This window comes from Kolteria novifilia (assembly GCA_007748055.1).
GTDB lineage: Bacteria > Planctomycetota > Planctomycetia > Kolteriales > Kolteriaceae > Kolteria > Kolteria novifilia.
This window is the reverse complement of the sequence record CP036279.1, coordinates 5,284,211-5,300,662: the sequence shown is the minus strand read 5'-3', so window position 1 is coordinate 5,300,662 and position 16,452 is coordinate 5,284,211. Positions and strand designations below refer to the sequence as shown.

Here is a 16,452-nt window from a genome sequence, read left to right as displayed (position 1 = left end):
GGCGTCATCCGAGACTTCTTGCGTCCGCTTCCCATTCCGGGCTAGCCCAGGTTGATTCAACCTGGGCCGACGGAGTCGGCAAGAGGCCTCGGGAGGAGTCTCATCGATCGGCCAATGGCGGCGTCATCCGAGACTTCTTGCGGCGTTGCCGCACCGGTAGCGGAGCAACCGGTGCTGGCCGAGAGGTCAGTAGCGGAGCAACCGGTGCTGGCCGAGAGGTCAGTAGCGGAGCAACCGGTGCTGGCCGAGAGGTCGGTGGCGGAGCAACCGGTGCTTGCCGAGAGGTCGGTGGCGGAGCAACCGGTGCTGGCCGAGAGGTCGGTAGCGGAGCAACCGGTGCTTGCCGAGAGGTCAGTCGCGGAGCAACCGGTACTGGCCCGAACTCGGTGGCGGAGCTATCCAGAAGGGGAAGGAGCCGTCGACGACCTCGGAATCGGCTCGCCTCATTTCAGCACCAGGTGTACGATATCGGATTCGGAGTGACCGAATCGCCCAGAAGGGTTCAGGAGACGACCTTGAACGATACGGATCTCGGCGCCGACGACATGCGGGCCGCCGAGCAACTGACCAGCGCCTACGCCAAGCTGCGCGAGCAGATTAATCGCGTCATCGTCGGCCAGGAAGAGGTGATCGAACTGCTGCTCATCTCCCTTTTCTGCCGCGGCCACTGCATCCTCGAAGGGGTGCCTGGGCTCGCGAAGACCCTCATCATCAGCACGCTCTCGCGTTCCCTCTCGCTGTCGTTCAGCCGGATCCAGTTCACCCCCGACCTGATGCCGGCGGATATCACCGGAACCGAAGTGATTGAGGAAAACCGCAGCACCGGGATGCGGGAGTTTCGCTTTCTCCAGGGGCCGATCTTCGCCAACGCGGTCCTCGCCGACGAAATCAACCGCACCCCGCCGAAGACCCAAGCGGCCTTGCTCGAGGCGATGCAGGAACACCAAGTGACGGTCGGGCGGGTGCAGCACAAGTTGCCGAACCCCTTCTTCGTCCTCGCGACGCAGAACCCGATCGAGCAGGAAGGAACCTATCCGCTGCCTGAAGCGCAGCAGGACCGCTTCATGTTCAAAATCGCGGTCCGCTACCCCAGCTTCGGCGAGGAATTCGACATCGCCCGGCGAACGACGACCACCACCCTCAGCGAGGTCGACCCGGTTCTCTCCTGCGAGGAGATCCTCGAACTGCAAGAGATCGTCCGCCGTGTCCCGGTGACCGATCACGTCATCAAGTTCACCCTCGCCCTGGTCCGACAGACGCGAGTTGGCGAGGTCGGTGTTCCCGACTTCGTCGACGAGTGGCTCACTTGGGGCGCGGGACCGCGAAGCGTGCAGTTCCTCATCCTCGGGGCCAAGGCAAGGGCGCTGCTCAAGGGACGGCGCCATGTCTCCACGGAGGACATCGCCGCCCTCGCCGCTCCGGTCCTTCGCCACCGGCTGGTGACGAGCTTCGCGGCCAACTCGGAAGGGATCACGCCCGATCGCGTCGTTCAGCGGTTGATTGACGAAACGCCGGCTCAAGAAGCGGACCTCGAAAGTGACCAACGATTCGCGGCGCTACTTGGATCCTGAGGTCGCCTCGCGCGTCAGTTCCCTCGAACTGCGTGCCCGGCAGATCGTCGAAGGACTCATGAGCGGTCGACATCGCAGCGCCCTGAAAGGGCAGAGCGTCGAGTTCGCGCAGCACCGCGAATACACCCCCGGTGACGACTTGCGGCACCTCGACTGGAAGGTCTGGGCGAAACAGGACCGACTCTACATCAAGGAGTTCGTCGAGGAGACCAACCTCCGGGCGACGATCTTGCTCGACGCCAGCGCCTCGATGGACTACGGCACAGGCGAGACCCACAAGCACTCGTACGCCTCGCTGCTGGCGGCCGCGGTGTCGTATCTGCTGCTGCGGCAGTCGGACTCGGTCGGGCTGGTGACGTTCGATCAAGAGATTCGCGCCGAGGTCCCCCATCGCAATCCGACGACGCACCTGCAGACGATTCTCCACGCCCTGCACGTCGAGTCGCCGAAGAAGAAGACCGATCTCGAAGCGATCATGCGCCGGGTCTCCGAGTCGCAGTCGCGGCCCGGTATGGTCGTGCTCATCTCCGATCTCCTGGCCGACCGGGAAAGCGTGCTCAAGAGCCTGCGGATGCTGCGTCAGCGTCGGCACGACGTCATCGTCTTCCACCTTCTGCACGAGGACGAGATGGAGTTCACCTTCAAGGGGATGACCCGTTTCGTCGGCCTCGAGGAAGCGGCACAACTGACGTGCGATCCCAGGGCCCTGCGCGAGGACTACTTGGAGTCGCTCGAACGCTACCTTGGCGACTTGAGGCGGCTCGCCGGCCAGACGGGGGTCGATTACCGTCTCACGAGGACGAGTGAGCCGATCGACGCCGTGCTCGCCCGATTGCTCCACGAGAGGATCCGTGCCTGATGCTCTCGTCCTGGTTCGTCAATCCCGCCTTCATGGCCGGGGCCGCCCTGATCGCGGCGCCGATCATCATCCACTTGCTACACCGGCTCAACTTCCGCCGGGTCTCCTGGGCGGCGATGGAGTTCTTGCTTGACAGCCAACGCCGCAATCGGCGCCGCATCTTCTTCGAACAGTTTCTGCTCTTGCTCTTGCGATGCCTGCTGATCCTTGGCGTCGTCGTCTTGCTGGCGCGTCCGCTGGCCGGTGAACGACTCTGGTCCCTGATCGCGGCGGGGCAGCGGTCCGAGCATGTGATCGTGATCGATGACTCCTTCAGCATGGGCCAGCGGCTCGGCACAACGACCGGTTTCGGGGAAGGGCTCCGCATGACCCGGCTGCTCCTCACCGGACTCGCCGATCAGCCCGGCAAGCAGTTCGTGACCATCCTGCGGACGTCGCAACGGAACGAACCGGAGATCGCCGGAGCGCCGCTTGATCGTCCGTTGGTCGATCGCTTCGGGCAGTTGTCCGAGTCCTGGGAGCCGAGCGATTTGGCGACGCCTCCCGGTGACGGGGTGGCGCAAGCGGCCTCGCTCTTGGCGGCCAATGATGCCTCGCAGCGCAGCGTCTACCTCGTGTCGGACTACCGGGCCAAGGACTGGGGCGAGGAGGGAGATCTGGTCAAGTCGCTTCGGAAGCTGAGCGAGAATCAGACGGAACTCTACTTGCTCGATGTCGCGTCCCAAGCGAGTCCCAACCTGACGGTCGAACGGCTCTCGGCGAGCCTCGGATCGGCTGCCGCCGAGCTCCCCTTCGACGTCGCGGTCGAGGTTCACAACGACGGTCCCGATGCCGTCGAGCGTGTCCGGGTTCATCCGCGCCTTAACGACTCGCCGCTACCCGCCCAGACCATCGAGCGGATCGAATCGGGACAGTCGGCGCGGGTGACGTTTCCGGTCCGGGCCAACGAGATCGGACGTCATCGGTTGCAGGTCTCGCTCGAAGAGGATGCGCTCGCGACGGACAACAAGCGTTGGCTCGCCTTCGACCTCGAACCGTCGATTCCCGTCCTGATCGTCGCTGGCGACGCCCGGCGACTTGGTGCTCGCTTCCTCTCGTTTGCGTTGGCTCCCGGCGGCGGAGTGAACACGGGCCTTGTCGCGACGATCCATGGGCCGGAGTTCCCAACCGGCGTCGACCTCGCGGAATTTCGGGCCGTTTACCTGGTGAATGTTCCGCAACTTGACGGCAAGGCATCCGAGGCGATCGTCGACTTCGTCAAGGATGGTGGTGGTTTGGGGATCTTTCTCGGAGAGCAAATCTCCGTCGACAGCTACAACGCTCAACTTGCTGCCGAGGGAGGGTTCCTTCCCGCCGCGCTGGGGCCGGTGCGCGATGTTTCGGATGAGAACGAGCTAGGTGTCGGCCTCGCGTGGCAGTCGCATCCGGTCTTCAGGGTCTTCGAGGGGGAACGCAATCCGTTCCTCGACGCTGTCCGCTTTCAGCGATACTTCACGCTGAGCGATGAAGAGGCCGCCCGCGATGAGGAGAGCATCGTCGCCTCGACGAGCGAGGGCGATCCGCTGGTCGTTGAATCGACGCTTGGACGTGGCCGGGTGATGCTCTTTCTAAGCACGGTCGAGCCGTCGTGGAACACGTGGGCCCGCAACCCAAGCTTTGTGGTCGCGATGCTGGAGCTTCAGCGTCATCTCGCGACCCCGGCGATCGAGGGGCCCGAGGCCCGCGTCGGAGTCCCTTGGCAGGTCGATCTTGACACGGCGCTCTATCGGCCCGCCGCGACGTTTACGATTCCCTCCCGAGGTGATGGGGCCGCGCGAACGCTCGAGGTCGACGCGGAGCGCACCGGGTTGGCGGCGACGGTGACGCTCGATCAGACCGAGGTGGCGGGGATCTACCGACTGACCCGCACCCGTACCGATGGTTCCGAGGAGATTGTGGCCAAGGCGATCAACGTCGACCCGGCCGAGGGGAAACTCGCCAAGTTGACGGCGGAGGCTCGCCGGGAGTTGCTCCAAGGGATCGAACACCACTACTTTCTGCCGAGCGATTTTCGGGCCGATGCCGACGAAGGAGCGTTCGAGCCGCGCGACGTGATCTTGTTGATTCTGGTGTTGATGCTCTTCTTCGAACAATGGCTCGCCTACCGGCTGAGCTACCATTTGAAGTGACGGAGGTGGGTGATAGGTGGACCATCGCCCAACGAATGGCGACGAGGACGTGGGAGGGGAGGAGTTGGCGTTCGCGACTGTATATCAGGTCTTCCTCACCTCTACGCGCCGGGAGCACCAAGCGACCCTGGCGGGCTTCACCTCTCCCATGGGGAGAGGTCGGCGAGCGAAGCGAGGCGGGCGAGGCGGGTGAGGCGGGTGAGGGGACGAAACGCTTTGAAGAACGAGGCGGTTAGTTGGAACAGAGCCCCCTCACCCCTAACCCCTCTCCCCGTGGGAGAGGGGAACAAGAGGCTTTGTCTCCCCGTGGGAGAGGGGAACAAGAGGCTTTGTCTCCCCGTGGGAGAGGGGAACAAGAGGCTTTGTCTCCCCGTGGGAGAGGGGAACAAGAGGCTTTGTCTCCCCGTGGGAGAGGGGAACAAGAGGCTTTGTCTCCCCGTGGGAGAGGGGAACAAGAGGCTTTGTCTCCCCGTGGGAGAGGGGAACAAGAGGCTTTGTCTCCCCGTGGGAGAGGGGAACAAGAGGCTTTGTCTCCCCGTGGGAGAGGGGAACAAGAGGCTTTGTCTCCCCGTGGGAGAGGGGAACAAGAGGCTTTGTCTCCCCGTGGGAGAGGGGAACAAGAGGCTTTGTCTCCCCGTGGGAGAGGGGAAAAAGAGGCTTTCTCTCCCCGTGGGAGAGGGGAACTTAAGAGTTCGACACGTAGACGAAAACGCACCACGACGAGTGTGGACCATGACTGATGACCCCAGCCGCGAGATGAATCGCTCGTGACTCAAGACGACATCATCTTTGAATTCGGACGCATCCAGAATCCCTTGGATTGGTTCCTCGTGGGGTGCTTGATCGTTGGGCTCTGCGCGGCGGCTTGGTTCTTCTATCGGCGCGACACGAGGGAGCTTTCCCGGCCACTGCGGGTGATCCTTCCACTGCTGCGCTGCGCGACGCTGGTGCTCTTGGGGTGGATCTTTCTCGATCCGCGGGTGCGGACGGAGACCTCGCTCGAGCGGCCCTCGCGCGTCGTACTTCTCGCCGATACTTCGTTGAGCATGACGATCGAGGATGTCGACGAATCGTCCCTCGCCCAGCGTCCCTCGCGCGCCGATCGCTTGGTCGCGGCGCTCTCGGAGAGTTCGCTCCTCGCCGACCTGCGCCGACAGCACGATGTCGGCCTCCATACCTTCGGGGCGACGCTCGAACCATCGTCCGAGTTCCCCCGCCAGCGCGAGGACGACAGCGCCGAGCCCACGACAAAGGTCGCTTGGAAGGACCTCCTCGTTCCGACCAGCGACGCGACGCGGCTGGGCGACTCGCTCACGGAACTCTTCCGCCGAGAGATCACCAAGCCGCTCGCCGGGGTGGTGGTTCTCTCCGATGGGCGGAACAATGCCGGGGGCACGATCGAGCCGGCGATCGAATTGGCCAAGCAGTGGAAGGTTCCGATTGCCTCGGTGCCGGTTGGAAGCGAACAGGCCCCGATCAACATCCGGATCGCCGAACTACGTCTGCCGGCGAGGGCCTTTCGGGGCGACGAGATCAAGGTCGATGCCTTCGTCCAGGGAACGGGGCTCGAGGGGCAGACCCTCCCGGTTCGCTTCGAGCTGGCGTCGACCGCCGAGAACGCCAAGCCGACCGTCGTCGATCGCCGCGATGTTCGGCTGCCCGAGGATGGCTCGCCCGCGAACGTCCGCTTCACGTATCTTCCCGAGGAGACCGGCAACTGGCGTCTGACGGTGCGAACCGACATCGACCCCCGGGAGCCGAGGACCGACGACAATGCCGCCAGCGCGACGCTCGAAGTCCTCAGTCGCAAGACCAAGGTCCTCCTCCTGGCGAGCGGCCCGTCGCGGGAGTATCGCTTCCTACGCAACCTCCTTTATCGCGACAAGACCATCGAGCTGACGGTCCTGCTTCAGAGCGCCATGCCCGGGGCGGCGCAGGAGGCCGACGAAATGCTCGCGAGCTTCCCCAGCGATCGCGAGAACCTCTTCGGGCAGGATGTCATCATCGCTCTCGATCCCGATTGGGAGGCGATGGGCGCCGGCGGACGCCGCGTCCTGGAGGAGTGGGTCTCGCGGCAGGCCGGAGGGCTGATTGTCGTCGCGGGGTTGATTCACATGCCGAGCGTCGTCCGCGATCGGGAGCTTGCCGACGTCCGCCAACTCTTGCCCGTCGTGCTCAAGGAAGTCCTCACGAGCAACGTGCTGGGGTCGGCGGTCCGTGAACCGTGGCCGATCAGCCCGACCTCCGAAGGGGTGCAGAGCCCGATGATCCGGCTCGCCGACGACCCGGAGAAGGATCAGGAACTGTGGAAGGAATCGCCAGGCGTCTACTGGAGCTACCCGACGATTAGCGTCAAGGCGGGGGCGACGGTCCTCGCCGAACACGCCAACCCCGAGTTGCAGTCGGGATCGCTCATCCCGGCCTTCTTCGTCCACCAGTTCTACGGGGCGGGAAGGGTCTTCTTCATCGGCAGCGGCGAAACCTGGCGCGTGCGGAGTCTCAGCCAGGACGCTTACGACCACTTCTGGATCCAGCTCGTTCGCCAGACCAGCCAGGGGAGGCTCTTGCGCGGGACGGGGCGGGTCTCCTTTCTCTTGGATGCCGACCGCTATCGTCTTGGCGAGCCGATCGAAGTGCGGGTCCATTTGCTCGACAGCGACTACTCGCCGCTCGCCCTCGAACAGGTGCCACTCTCGATCGTCGGGCCGGGCGGCAACGTCACCGAGATGTCCCTCAAGGCCGACCCCGATCATCCGGGACAATACGCGGGGCTCTTCAGTCCGCAAGGGGTGGGGGAGCACCGGCTCGAGATCCTCGTTCCAGGCTCCGATGAGGCGGCAAGTCAGCGGATCGAAGTCGTCCTCCCCGAGCGGGAGTTCGCGGATCTGCGCGCCGATCGGACGCTGATGGCGTCGTTGGCGAGCGAGACCGGAGGACGGCTCTACGAACTCCAGCAGCTTGGAGCGATTCCCGAACTCTTCGAGGATCGCACGGAGACCGTCATCTCCACCAGTCCGCCTCGACCGCTCTGGGATCGCGTTTGGGTGATGCTCGCGTTGGCCCTGACGCTTTCGCTCGAATGGCTGCTCCGCAAGACGAATTTCCTGGCGTAGAGCGTCGTGTGCTGGTCGTGACGGCAACGAGGACCGACCCTTGCGCCGGCATGTGGGAACCGTTCGTCAATCGAAGTCATCCCCACACAAACCGAGTATCGCACCCTTGAGTTGACGTGATAACGAAATCGTCGCCTGGACGCTACGACGCGGGGAGTTCCTCGATCGCGACGCCGAGCGGGAACTTGACCGGCTTGGGGCCGAACAGATCGGGCCCGAACGAGCGGATCTGATCGCGCTTGAGCTCGGCGACTTCGAGGGCCCCCGACCAGATGAGCGACCGGCCCGAATTGTGGGCCTCGAGCGTCAATTGGTAGGCCTTCGTGGCCGAATGACCGCAGATCTGCTGCAAGATACGCGTCACGTAGTCGAACGAGTGATGATCGTCGTTCTCCAAGATCAGGGCGTAGAGAGGGGCTTTGCGAGGTTTATTCACAATCTCGGTGTCAACAGCGGCCCCGGCGGAGCTTTCGGCTGCGTCCCGATTTACATCGACCATGGTTGGCAATCTCCTTGCGCTAGTTTCTAGCCTAACGCGTCGAGAGATCGCTCGCTAGCCCGCCCCCCCGGGAAGTTTGACGTCGGTCCGTCGCGAGGGGCAACGCCGAGGTAGGTTGGGTCTTGACCCAACACGATTGCCGAATGGTGGCCGCGTCAGGCAATGGTCTGGCCTATCTGGTCCGTCTACCTCGAAGTGTCAGGAATTCCTCACCTCTCCTTGGGCAGAGGTCGGCGAGCGAAGCGAGTCGGGTGAGGGAGACTCCGGCTTGGAAAATCAAGGCTCGTTCGCGGACGGCCCACCCCTCGCCCCAACGGTTCTCCCGCGGGGAGAGGGGCACCCTGAAGAGCCCGACACTTGGCAGTCCGTTGATTTAAGCGTAGCCGACAGCGAATAGATCAACGGGCAGCTAGGCCTCGATGGACCACGACGGTCTTCCGGGGAGCGCTGCCGATCGTGTCTTGCTACGCCGCCATGCGGTTGACGAAGGCGCGATAGTCGTCGACGGTGTCGATTCCCTTGCCGGCCCAACTGGCGGGGACCTGGCCGACGCGAATCCGGCGGCCCGCATTGAGCGCTCGCAATTGCTCAAGCCCCTCGATCCGTTCCAACGGACAGACGGGAAGGGCGGCGAACTCCTTCAAGAACGAGTAGCGGTACGCATAGATCCCCAGGTGGTGGTGCCAAAGAGCTTCCCCCTCGAGGGGAGCGTTGCGCCGATAGGGGATGGGAGCCCGCGAGAAATAGACCGCTCGTCCCTGCGTGTCGAGCGCGACCTTGACCGCGTTGGGATTGTTCATCCCTTCCTCGGTGCCCGGCGGCATCGGGATTGCCAATGTCGCCATGTCGGCCCAGCGATCGCGCACCAACTCCTCGGCGACGCAGCGAAGGGCTTCCGGCTCAATTTCGGGCTCGTCCGCTTGCAGGTTGACGACAACGTCGACCCGGCGGTCACGGCTCAATTCTTCCACCGCCTCGGCGATGCGCGTGGTTCCGCATTCGTGCCGGTCGCTGGTCCGGATCGAGCGGACACCGGCGCCGCGAGCGATCTCGCCGAGTTCCTCGTCGTCGTACGCGACCACGATATCGGCGAAGAGTCCCCCCGACTGTTCGACCGCCTCGCGGGCGCGGTCGATCGCGTGATGCAGGAGCGGTTTGCCGGTGTCGCGAAGCAGAAGCTTTTCGGGCAAACGGGTCGACGCCCGCCGTGCCGGAATGACGATGATGCCGGTCATCCCCTTGGTTCGCCGATTGGCGTAAGGGGCCTGTTCCTCGCGTTGGGCGCGCTGCTGGTCCTCGGGCGCGCCATCAAGCCTGTCCATGGCCATCCGTTTCTCCCCTCCCTGGGATCATGCGGTTTCGCTCTTCTTGATGCGATCTCGGGCCTTCCGACTGATGCGATTCCAGATGCCTGCAAGCCCCATGGCTTTCTTCATTTCCTTGAGCGTCTCGTTGGCGATCTCCTGGGTCTTGAGCGTTCCCTCGTAGAGGATCTGCTCGACGAGCCCGCTGTCGCGCTCGTATTCGGCGCGGCGCTTGCGGACCGGATCGAGGAACCCATTGACCGCGGCGATGCACTTCTCCTTGACCTCGACGTCGCCGACCGCTCCCCGGCGGTAGCGATCCTTCAGGTCGTTGACCTCGCTCTTATCGGTGTTGAAGGCGTCGTGGTAGGCGAAGATCGGATTGCCCTCGACGTTGCCGGGAACATCGGCGCTGATCCGGTTGGGGTCGGTGTAGGCGGTCTTGATCTTCTTCGCGACGGTGGCGTCGTCGTCGGAGAGGAAGATCGCGTTGTTCAAGCTCTTGCTCATCTTCGACTTGCCGTCGGTACCCGGCAGCGTCGGAATATCGCCGATGATCGACTCGGGCTCGGGGAAGGTCTCGCCGTAGAGGAAGTTGAAGCGTCGGGCGATCTCCCGGGTGATCTCGATATGGGCTTCGTTGTCCTTGCCGACCGGGACGATGTGGGCCCGGGGCATGAGGATGTCGGCCGCCTGCAGGACGGGATAGCCGATCAGCCCGAACGGCACGGCTTCCTCGTCGAACTTCGCCGCCCGCGCCATGTCTTTGATGCTGGGCAGGCGTGCGAGTCTGGGCAGGGTGACCAGCATTTCGAAGACGAGGTTCATTTCGTAGACGGCGTGGATCGCCGACTGGAGGTAGAAGGTCGCTTTCGTGGGATCGATGCCGACGGCGAGGTAGTCGAGGACGATCTCACGGATGTTGTCGCGGAGCTCGTCGATCGCCTCTTTTTGAGGCTTGGTGGTGAGCATGTGCAGATCGGCGAGCAGGATGTAGCAATCGTACTCGTCTTGGAGCTTCACTCGGTTGGCGAGGCTGCCGACGTAGTGCCCAAGGTGCAGTTTTCCCGTAGGCCGATCGCCGGTCAGCAGTCTTTTTTTCGGAGAATCCTCGTTCGCCACCAATGCCACTCCCAATGCTCAGGGGGCTCCCATCGAGCCGGTGTTGCCTCGCGATGCGCGGACCGGGTCCGCCGGCGCGGTGCCGACTCTAGCGGAGTCACGGAAACAGAACAAGACAGGGGCGGACGGGGCACTCTTATTGCTCCCGCTTGGACAAGGGGATCGTCTCTTCCGTCCCCCCTTGTCCAAGGGGGAGCAATTGGAGGCTACCCTCGCGTTGATGCACCTGTCTTGTATTCGTGCGACACGCTCCGTTGCGGGTCGCCACGGAGTTCTTGATAATCAGCCGGGGAGGGGAGACCCACCCAATTCCCGACAACCGCCACCGCGCCTAGGGCCGAGAACGGCCAAGGAGAGTCTTGTGCATCCCCCGGAAGCCATCGACCAAATGCTACTCGACGTGCTGCAATGCCCCGTCTGCAAGGGGAAGCTCGAACGCGTCGAGGCGGGTCTTCGCTGCGGCTGCGGGCTCCTCTTTCCCATCAGAGACGGGATTCCGATCATGGTTCGCGACGAAGCGGTCCGCGAGGAGGCGGAACCGCCGGCTGCGGAGTAGGTCGTTGAGATGTGATCGGTCTTGGGTGCCATGCCCACGGGTTTCCGTGGGCATGCAGGAGTGGATCGACGGATTTGCGTGGGCATGCGGGGTGAGCGACGTTTTCCGGACTCCGGGTGGCCCCGATTGCTTGCCAATCGGGGGGGCGCAGCCACAAGAGTCCCCATTGGTAGGTCAGGCCATTGCCTGACGAGGGTGGACTTTCGCTGTTCGTTACTGGTTGTCGACGATGATCAGTCGCGAAGCGACGGCAGCACGTAGCCTGCGGCGTGAGCCGCAGGACTCGTGCGTCGAAAAGAGGCCGAGCCCTGAAGGGGCGACAGCGGGGAAGGGCCAGTCAAAGAGTGTCGCCCCTTCAGGGCTCGGGATTAGGACGGCGACATGGTCCTGGCACTAACGTACCAGGCTACGTGCTGCCGCCGCGTTCGCGGCTCAAGAGGTTGGCACGATCCATCGCTCGGGAGACTCGGAATTGATTGCCCATTGGGGTGGTGCAGCCACAAGAGTCCCCATTGGTAGGTCAGGCCATTGCCTGACGAGGGTGGACTTTCGCTGTTCGTTACTGGTTGTCGACGATGATCAGTCGCGAAGCGACGGCAGCACGTAGCCTGCGGCGTGAGCCGCAGGACTCGTGCGTCGAAAAGAGGCCGAGCCCTGAAGGGGCGACAGCGGGGAAGGGCCAGTCAAAGAGTGTCGCCCCTTCAGGGCTCGGGATTAGGACGGCGACATGGTCCTGGCACTAACGTACCAGGCTACGTGCTGCCGCCGCGTTCGCGGCTCAAGAGGTTGGCACGATCCATCGCTCGGGAGACTCGGAATTGATTGCCCATTGGGGTGGTGCAGCCACAAGAGTCCCCATTGGTAGGTCAGGCCATTGCCTGACGAGGGTGGACTTTCGCTGTTCGTTACTGGTTGTCGACGATGATCAGTCGCGAAGCGACGGCAGCACGTAGCCTGCGGCGTGAGCCGCAGGACTCGTGCGTCGAAAAGAGGCCGAGCCCTGAAGGGGCGACAGCGGGGAAGGGCCAGTCAAAGAGTGTCGCCCCTTCAGGGCTCGGGATTAGGACGGCGACATGGTCCTGGCACTAACGTACCAGGCTACGTGCTGCCGCCGCGTTCGCGGCTCAAGAGGTTGGCACGATCCATCGCTCGGGAGACTCGGAATTGATTGCCCATTGGGGTGGTGCAGCCACAAGAGTCCCCATTGGTAGGTCAGGCCATTGCCTGACGAGGGTGGACTTTCGCTGTTCGTTACTGGTTGTCGACGATGATCAGTCGCGAAGCGATGGCAGCACGTAGCCTGCGGCGTGAGCCGCAGGAATCGTGCGTCGAAAAGATGCCGAGCCCTGAAGGGGCGACAGCGGGGAAGGGCCAGTCAAAGAGTGTCGCCCCTTCAGGGCTCGGGATTAGGACGGTGACATGGTCCTGGCACTAACGTACCAGGCTACGTGCTGCCGCCGCGTTCGCGGCTAAAAGACACGCCATTCCTTGGTCGACAAGGAGGGATGATTGGAGCTCCTTGCGTGCGGCGCACGCCCCGGTAGCGGAGCAACCGGGGCTAGCCAAAAGATTGGACAACGGAGCGCCTTGAGCGGTTCGCGAACGGGTTGGCGATGCCTCCCTGTTGTCGATGGGACAATCCTAATTTCTCCCCCTTGTCCAAGGGGGAGTTAGTGGGGGCTCTTCCGACGTTTGACCGCCGTCTCGATTCGGGCATCGAAAGACAAAGCCGACCCCCCTCTTTCCCCCCTTGGACAAGGGGGGACCGTAGAGGCTTCCCCTTGGACAAGGGGGGACGGTAGAGGCCCATCCTACCCAATAATGTTCGGAATCGCACCGAACGACGTCGTTACACCGTCGGGAGCTTGTAGGGCGAACGGTACTCGTATTCGAGGAGTTCGTTGGCCTCGGGGCTGTTGGTGAAACGCTCGTTCTCGGCGTCCCAGTCGAGCTTCTGGCCGGTGGCCAACGCGATGTTCGCCAAGTGGGCGAAGATCGTCGAGCGGTGTCCTTCCTCAAGCGGGCAGTGGGTCTCGTCGCGCGTCTTAATGCAGTCGAGGAAGTTGCGGGCGTGAGCGCTAGTCGCCTCGTGATTGGGTAGCTTCGCCTGCACCCGGCTGGCTTTGCCGCGACGTCCCTTCGCTTGGAACTGGCCGGGGCGCTCGGTCAGGATCTCGTAGCCGTTGCCGGAGGCGTAGACCGTGCCCTGGGTACCGCGCAGTTCCATTTCGCCGGTGGGGAAGATCGGGTTTCCGCTCGCCTCGTACTGGCCGAAGATCAGCAAGCTGCCGCCGGGGAGTTCGAAGACTGCCTCGGCGGTGTCGGGAATGGTGCGATCGTCGTCAACGGCGTAGCGGCCACCGAGGGCGACGACCGACTTCGGGGCGGCTTCGCCGAGCATCCAGCGGAGGGCGTCGAAGTAATGGACGCCCCAGTTGCCCATTTGCGAGGAGTAACCGAGCCACCAGCGGAACTTGTAGGGGGCGATGTTGTCCTGGTAGGCCTGCTCGGCGCGGGGGCCGACCCAAGCGTCCCAGTTCAAATCGGCCGGGGCGTTCTCCTTCTTGGCGTGCCCGATGCCGTTGGGGGCCATGTTGCTAATGCGGTAGGCCCGGGTAACGGTGACTTTGCCGACGCGGCCGTCCTGGATCTCCTTGGCGAGTTGGTGGAAGGAGGGGATCGAGCGGCGATGCAGTCCGACTTGGCCGACCCGCTTCTTCTTGTTGACCGCGTCGACCATTTTGCGGCCCTCGACGATGGTCGAGGAGAGGGGCTTTTCGACGTAGATATCCTTGCCGGCGTCGGCCGCCTCGATGGTTTGCAGGGCGTGCCAGTGGTCGGGGGTCGCGACGATGACCGCGTCGATGTCCTTGCGGTCGAGGATCTTGCGATAGTCCTCGTACTGATCGACCTTGCCCCCGAGCTTCTCGGCAGTCTTGGCGAGGTAGGGCTTGTAGACGTCGGAGATCGCGACGAATTCGCAGTCGTCGTGGGGGAGGAAGGCGTCGATGAGCTGGCCGCCACGATTGCCGACACCGATGATGCCGAGCCGGACACGATCGTTGGCGGCGGCGCGGGCGGTGTTCACCGTCGACGTGGCCAAGCCGATCGCGGCGGCGGTTCCCAGTTTGGTGAAGTCTCTGCGGACGATCTCATCGCTCACGGTCATGTCTCCTGAAGACTCGAGCCTGTCTCGACGTCGTGGTTACCTTGGTGGGACCAACAGCGCTCGTCGCCCGAGCAATGGACGACGGCCGGGGAGATGCCGCGACGAACCGGCGCGGCCCGGAGGAGGACTCTTGGGGAGTCGGGGCCGAACGGGGGATCGCGGAATCCCGCTTGAGTTCCCAAGTGTACCAGGTTCGCGATCGGGCCGAAAGAGGTGATGTCACGAGCAATCAGTCGCGGGGCGACGAGGCGACGGGAGGGACCTGGCCACGTTGCGCTAAGGAACCGCACGCAAGATCCTGGGCGCCACGTTGCGTTGAGGAACAGGCCGCAAGATCCTGGGCGGTCCCTTGGCCGGACGCGAGGAGGTGTCCTCCCCGAAAAGGGGGCCCTCGAGCCGATCCGAACCGCAGCGGCGGCAACGGGATAGGGTAAGCGATGTATGCCCCGATTGACATGGAATGCCTTTGGGCATATAGAAAAACGAGAGGTGACCCGACGCGTGGCCGCGGTCTGAGGTCATCCCTTGTAGCGACGAGGAGAGCTGGGTGGCGTCCAAGAAAGAGAAGAAAAAGAAGGATAAAAAGCGCCGGGACGTCGATCCGGCGTCCCTGTCCGGGCAACTCTTGAACGCGATCGAGAGTGCCGAAGCTTCGGGCATGACGCAGTACGCCATCGCCAAGGCTGCCGGCATCAAGCCGGAACTCCTCTACCGCTTCGTGAGCGGCGAACGCGACCTCAAGTTGGCGACCGCCGCCAAGATCACGGAAGTGCTGCGACTTCAACTGACGCCCGTCGTCGAGGCGGTCGTCCTTGAGGACCGGCCCTTGAAGGAGGCTCAGGGATGAACGTGGACCCCGTCCAAGTCCTGCGGCGATTGCCTGTCGGAACGGCGCTCTACGATCGGACGCACCACGCCGACGGATCCTGGGAAGTCCATTGGATGATCCGGGAAGAATGCGGGACGATCGAACGTTACGGAAAGCACCCCGATTTCGAGGTCCGCGCCGGCCTCTTTCGCGTCAGACCCACCCCGTCCGGTGGCGTGGTCGCGCTGGTCCCGGTTCTCTTTCGGATCGGTCCGCGGGCGCTCTACGAAACGTGGATCAACGAGTACGCCGACGACGAACCGACGCTGTGGACCTTGGCCGGTCAGCCGCGACTTCGCATCTCAATCTACGGCGACGGCGACAAGCCGGTGCAGAGCTTTCAGGCCGAGAACCTCCTCGCCCGCTTCTCCCGCGACGCTTGGGAGCGGATCCACAAGCTCGCGGCTTGGTCGATGGACGACTTCGAGCAAGCTCGCGACATGCTCTACCGCAAGTTCCCTGGCTCAATCGATCTCTGGAGGCAGCTCGAGGGCCAGCAGGCCGGCGGGTGCTCCGACGAGTCGCGCCAAATCTTTCTCGATGCCAACGCCAACGCCAGCTCGACCAATCGCATCAGCCCCTACCTTCATCGAAGGTGGTGATCGGATCGATTTCGGGTCGATGCTCATCCGATTAGCCGCCAAACTCGTCAGAATCGGTTCATTTTGAATCGATTTTGGTTCGATTTCGCGCCGATAACGCTCCGTAGCCGTCCAATTCGGTCCCCTGAGGCGCGCGATGCGCTTCCTGAGGATGTTGGTCGGCGGCGCGGGCGCGTGTCTTCGCTGGTGGCTGGGGCTCAGGGGCAATCCGGATGAGTCGGACAACGCATCCTGAGGACTGGCAAGGAGTTCCGCCGACGGTTCTTCGCATCCGCCAGATGCCTCGCACCCATCGCCGAGCGGGCCGGGTTCTCCGGGCGTGGGGGCGAGCCCTCTTTCTCCCGGTGGCGGGCATGATCGCCGCGGCCCCGCTGATTTCCTTGGCGGCGATGGTCGTTTGGCATGTTATTTCGCCACCCATGTCGTTCTCGGTACCTCTCAATGCGCGGGCGTCGGAGTTGACCCTCCCGACGCGGCTATCGCGATCGCATCCAGCGATCATCTCGCAAGTCGTTTCTCTGGAAGAGGTTGAGACGATCAATCCTCCCGTGAATCTCGACCCTGTCTACACGCTCCCGGTCCCCCTCGCAGGGGCTCCGGCGCGGCCTGGACGCTAGCGCG

At 63.6% G+C, this 16,452-nt stretch carries 13 protein-coding genes; 9 read left to right on the top strand and 4 right to left on the bottom strand.

Annotation, left to right across the window (positions count from 1 at the left end; all coding sequences use genetic code 11):
- The first annotated feature begins 545 nt into the window (after nt 1-545).
- The 5 genes from Pan216_RS19430 to Pan216_RS19410 all read left to right on the top strand — a co-directional run bounded on the left by Pan216_RS19430 (nt 546) and on the right by Pan216_RS19410 (nt 7,711).
- Nucleotides 546-1,571: an AAA family ATPase gene (locus tag Pan216_RS19430; protein WP_145264165.1), complete on the top strand. Its 1,026-nt coding sequence runs from the start codon at nt 546-548 to the stop codon at nt 1,569-1,571.
- Nucleotides 1,537-2,430 carry a DUF58 domain-containing protein gene (locus tag Pan216_RS19425; protein ID WP_419192743.1) on the top strand — a complete coding sequence of 298 codons (894 nt, stop codon included), beginning with the start codon at nt 1,537-1,539 and terminating at the stop codon, nt 2,428-2,430. Before Pan216_RS19430 ends, Pan216_RS19425 begins: the two co-directional genes overlap by 35 nt.
- Nucleotides 2,430-4,598 carry a BatA domain-containing protein gene (locus Pan216_RS19420; protein WP_145260490.1) on the top strand — a complete coding sequence of 723 codons (2,169 nt, stop codon included), beginning with the start codon at nt 2,430-2,432 and terminating at the stop codon, nt 4,596-4,598. Before Pan216_RS19425 ends, Pan216_RS19420 begins: the two co-directional genes overlap by 1 nt.
- Nucleotides 4,599-4,814: 216 nt before the next feature.
- Entirely contained in the window at nt 4,815-5,369 is a 555-nt protein-coding gene (locus Pan216_RS19415; protein WP_145260488.1) for a hypothetical protein, read from the top strand.
- Nucleotides 5,366-7,711, top strand: a complete 2,346-nt coding sequence (locus tag Pan216_RS19410; RefSeq protein ID WP_145260486.1) for a vWA domain-containing protein — start codon at nt 5,366-5,368, stop codon at nt 7,709-7,711. Before Pan216_RS19415 ends, Pan216_RS19410 begins: the two co-directional genes overlap by 4 nt.
- Before the next feature lie 142 nt (nt 7,712-7,853).
- Here the strand turns inward: Pan216_RS19410 and Pan216_RS19405 are convergent, their stop codons facing one another.
- From Pan216_RS19405 to trpS, 3 genes are all read right to left on the bottom strand, one after another.
- Entirely contained in the window at nt 7,854-8,210 is a 357-nt protein-coding gene (locus tag Pan216_RS19405; RefSeq protein WP_145260484.1) for an ATP-dependent Clp protease adaptor ClpS, read from the bottom strand.
- A 464-nt stretch (nt 8,211-8,674) separates the two neighbouring features.
- Nucleotides 8,675-9,538 (bottom strand): 3-deoxy-manno-octulosonate cytidylyltransferase, encoded by an 864-nt coding sequence (gene kdsB / locus Pan216_RS19400; protein ID WP_419192742.1) that lies wholly within the window; start codon nt 9,536-9,538, stop codon nt 8,675-8,677.
- A 21-nt stretch (nt 9,539-9,559) separates the two neighbouring features.
- Nucleotides 9,560-10,636 carry a tryptophan--tRNA ligase gene (gene trpS / locus Pan216_RS19395; RefSeq protein ID WP_419192741.1) on the bottom strand — a complete coding sequence of 359 codons (1,077 nt, stop codon included), beginning with the start codon at nt 10,634-10,636 and terminating at the stop codon, nt 9,560-9,562.
- Nucleotides 10,637-10,997: 361 nt separating this feature from the next.
- On the opposite strand from trpS, the gene Pan216_RS19390 reads away from it, so the two are divergent.
- On the top strand, nt 10,998-11,192 hold the full coding sequence (locus tag Pan216_RS19390; RefSeq protein ID WP_419192740.1) for a Trm112 family protein: 195 nt from the start codon (nt 10,998-11,000) through the stop codon (nt 11,190-11,192).
- Nucleotides 11,193-13,041: 1,849 nt separating this feature from the next.
- Here Pan216_RS19390 and Pan216_RS19385 read toward each other — a convergent pair.
- Nucleotides 13,042-14,361, bottom strand: coding sequence for a Gfo/Idh/MocA family protein (locus Pan216_RS19385; protein ID WP_145260480.1), 1,320 nt, complete (start codon nt 14,359-14,361; stop codon nt 13,042-13,044).
- Nucleotides 14,362-14,908: 547 nt separating this feature from the next.
- On the opposite strand from Pan216_RS19385, the gene Pan216_RS19380 reads away from it, so the two are divergent.
- The 3 genes from Pan216_RS19380 to Pan216_RS19370 all read left to right on the top strand — a co-directional run bounded on the left by Pan216_RS19380 (nt 14,909) and on the right by Pan216_RS19370 (nt 16,448).
- Nucleotides 14,909-15,208, top strand: coding sequence for a helix-turn-helix domain-containing protein (locus tag Pan216_RS19380; RefSeq protein ID WP_145260478.1), 300 nt, complete (start codon nt 14,909-14,911; stop codon nt 15,206-15,208).
- Complete coding sequence (locus tag Pan216_RS19375; RefSeq protein WP_145260476.1) at nt 15,205-15,831, top strand: hypothetical protein; 627 nt, start codon at nt 15,205-15,207, stop codon at nt 15,829-15,831. The genes Pan216_RS19380 and Pan216_RS19375 overlap by 4 nt, the downstream gene beginning before the upstream one ends.
- A 212-nt stretch (nt 15,832-16,043) precedes the next feature.
- Nucleotides 16,044-16,448, top strand: coding sequence for a hypothetical protein (locus Pan216_RS19370; protein WP_145260474.1), 405 nt, complete (start codon nt 16,044-16,046; stop codon nt 16,446-16,448).
- Nucleotides 16,449-16,452: the final 4 nt, after the last annotated feature.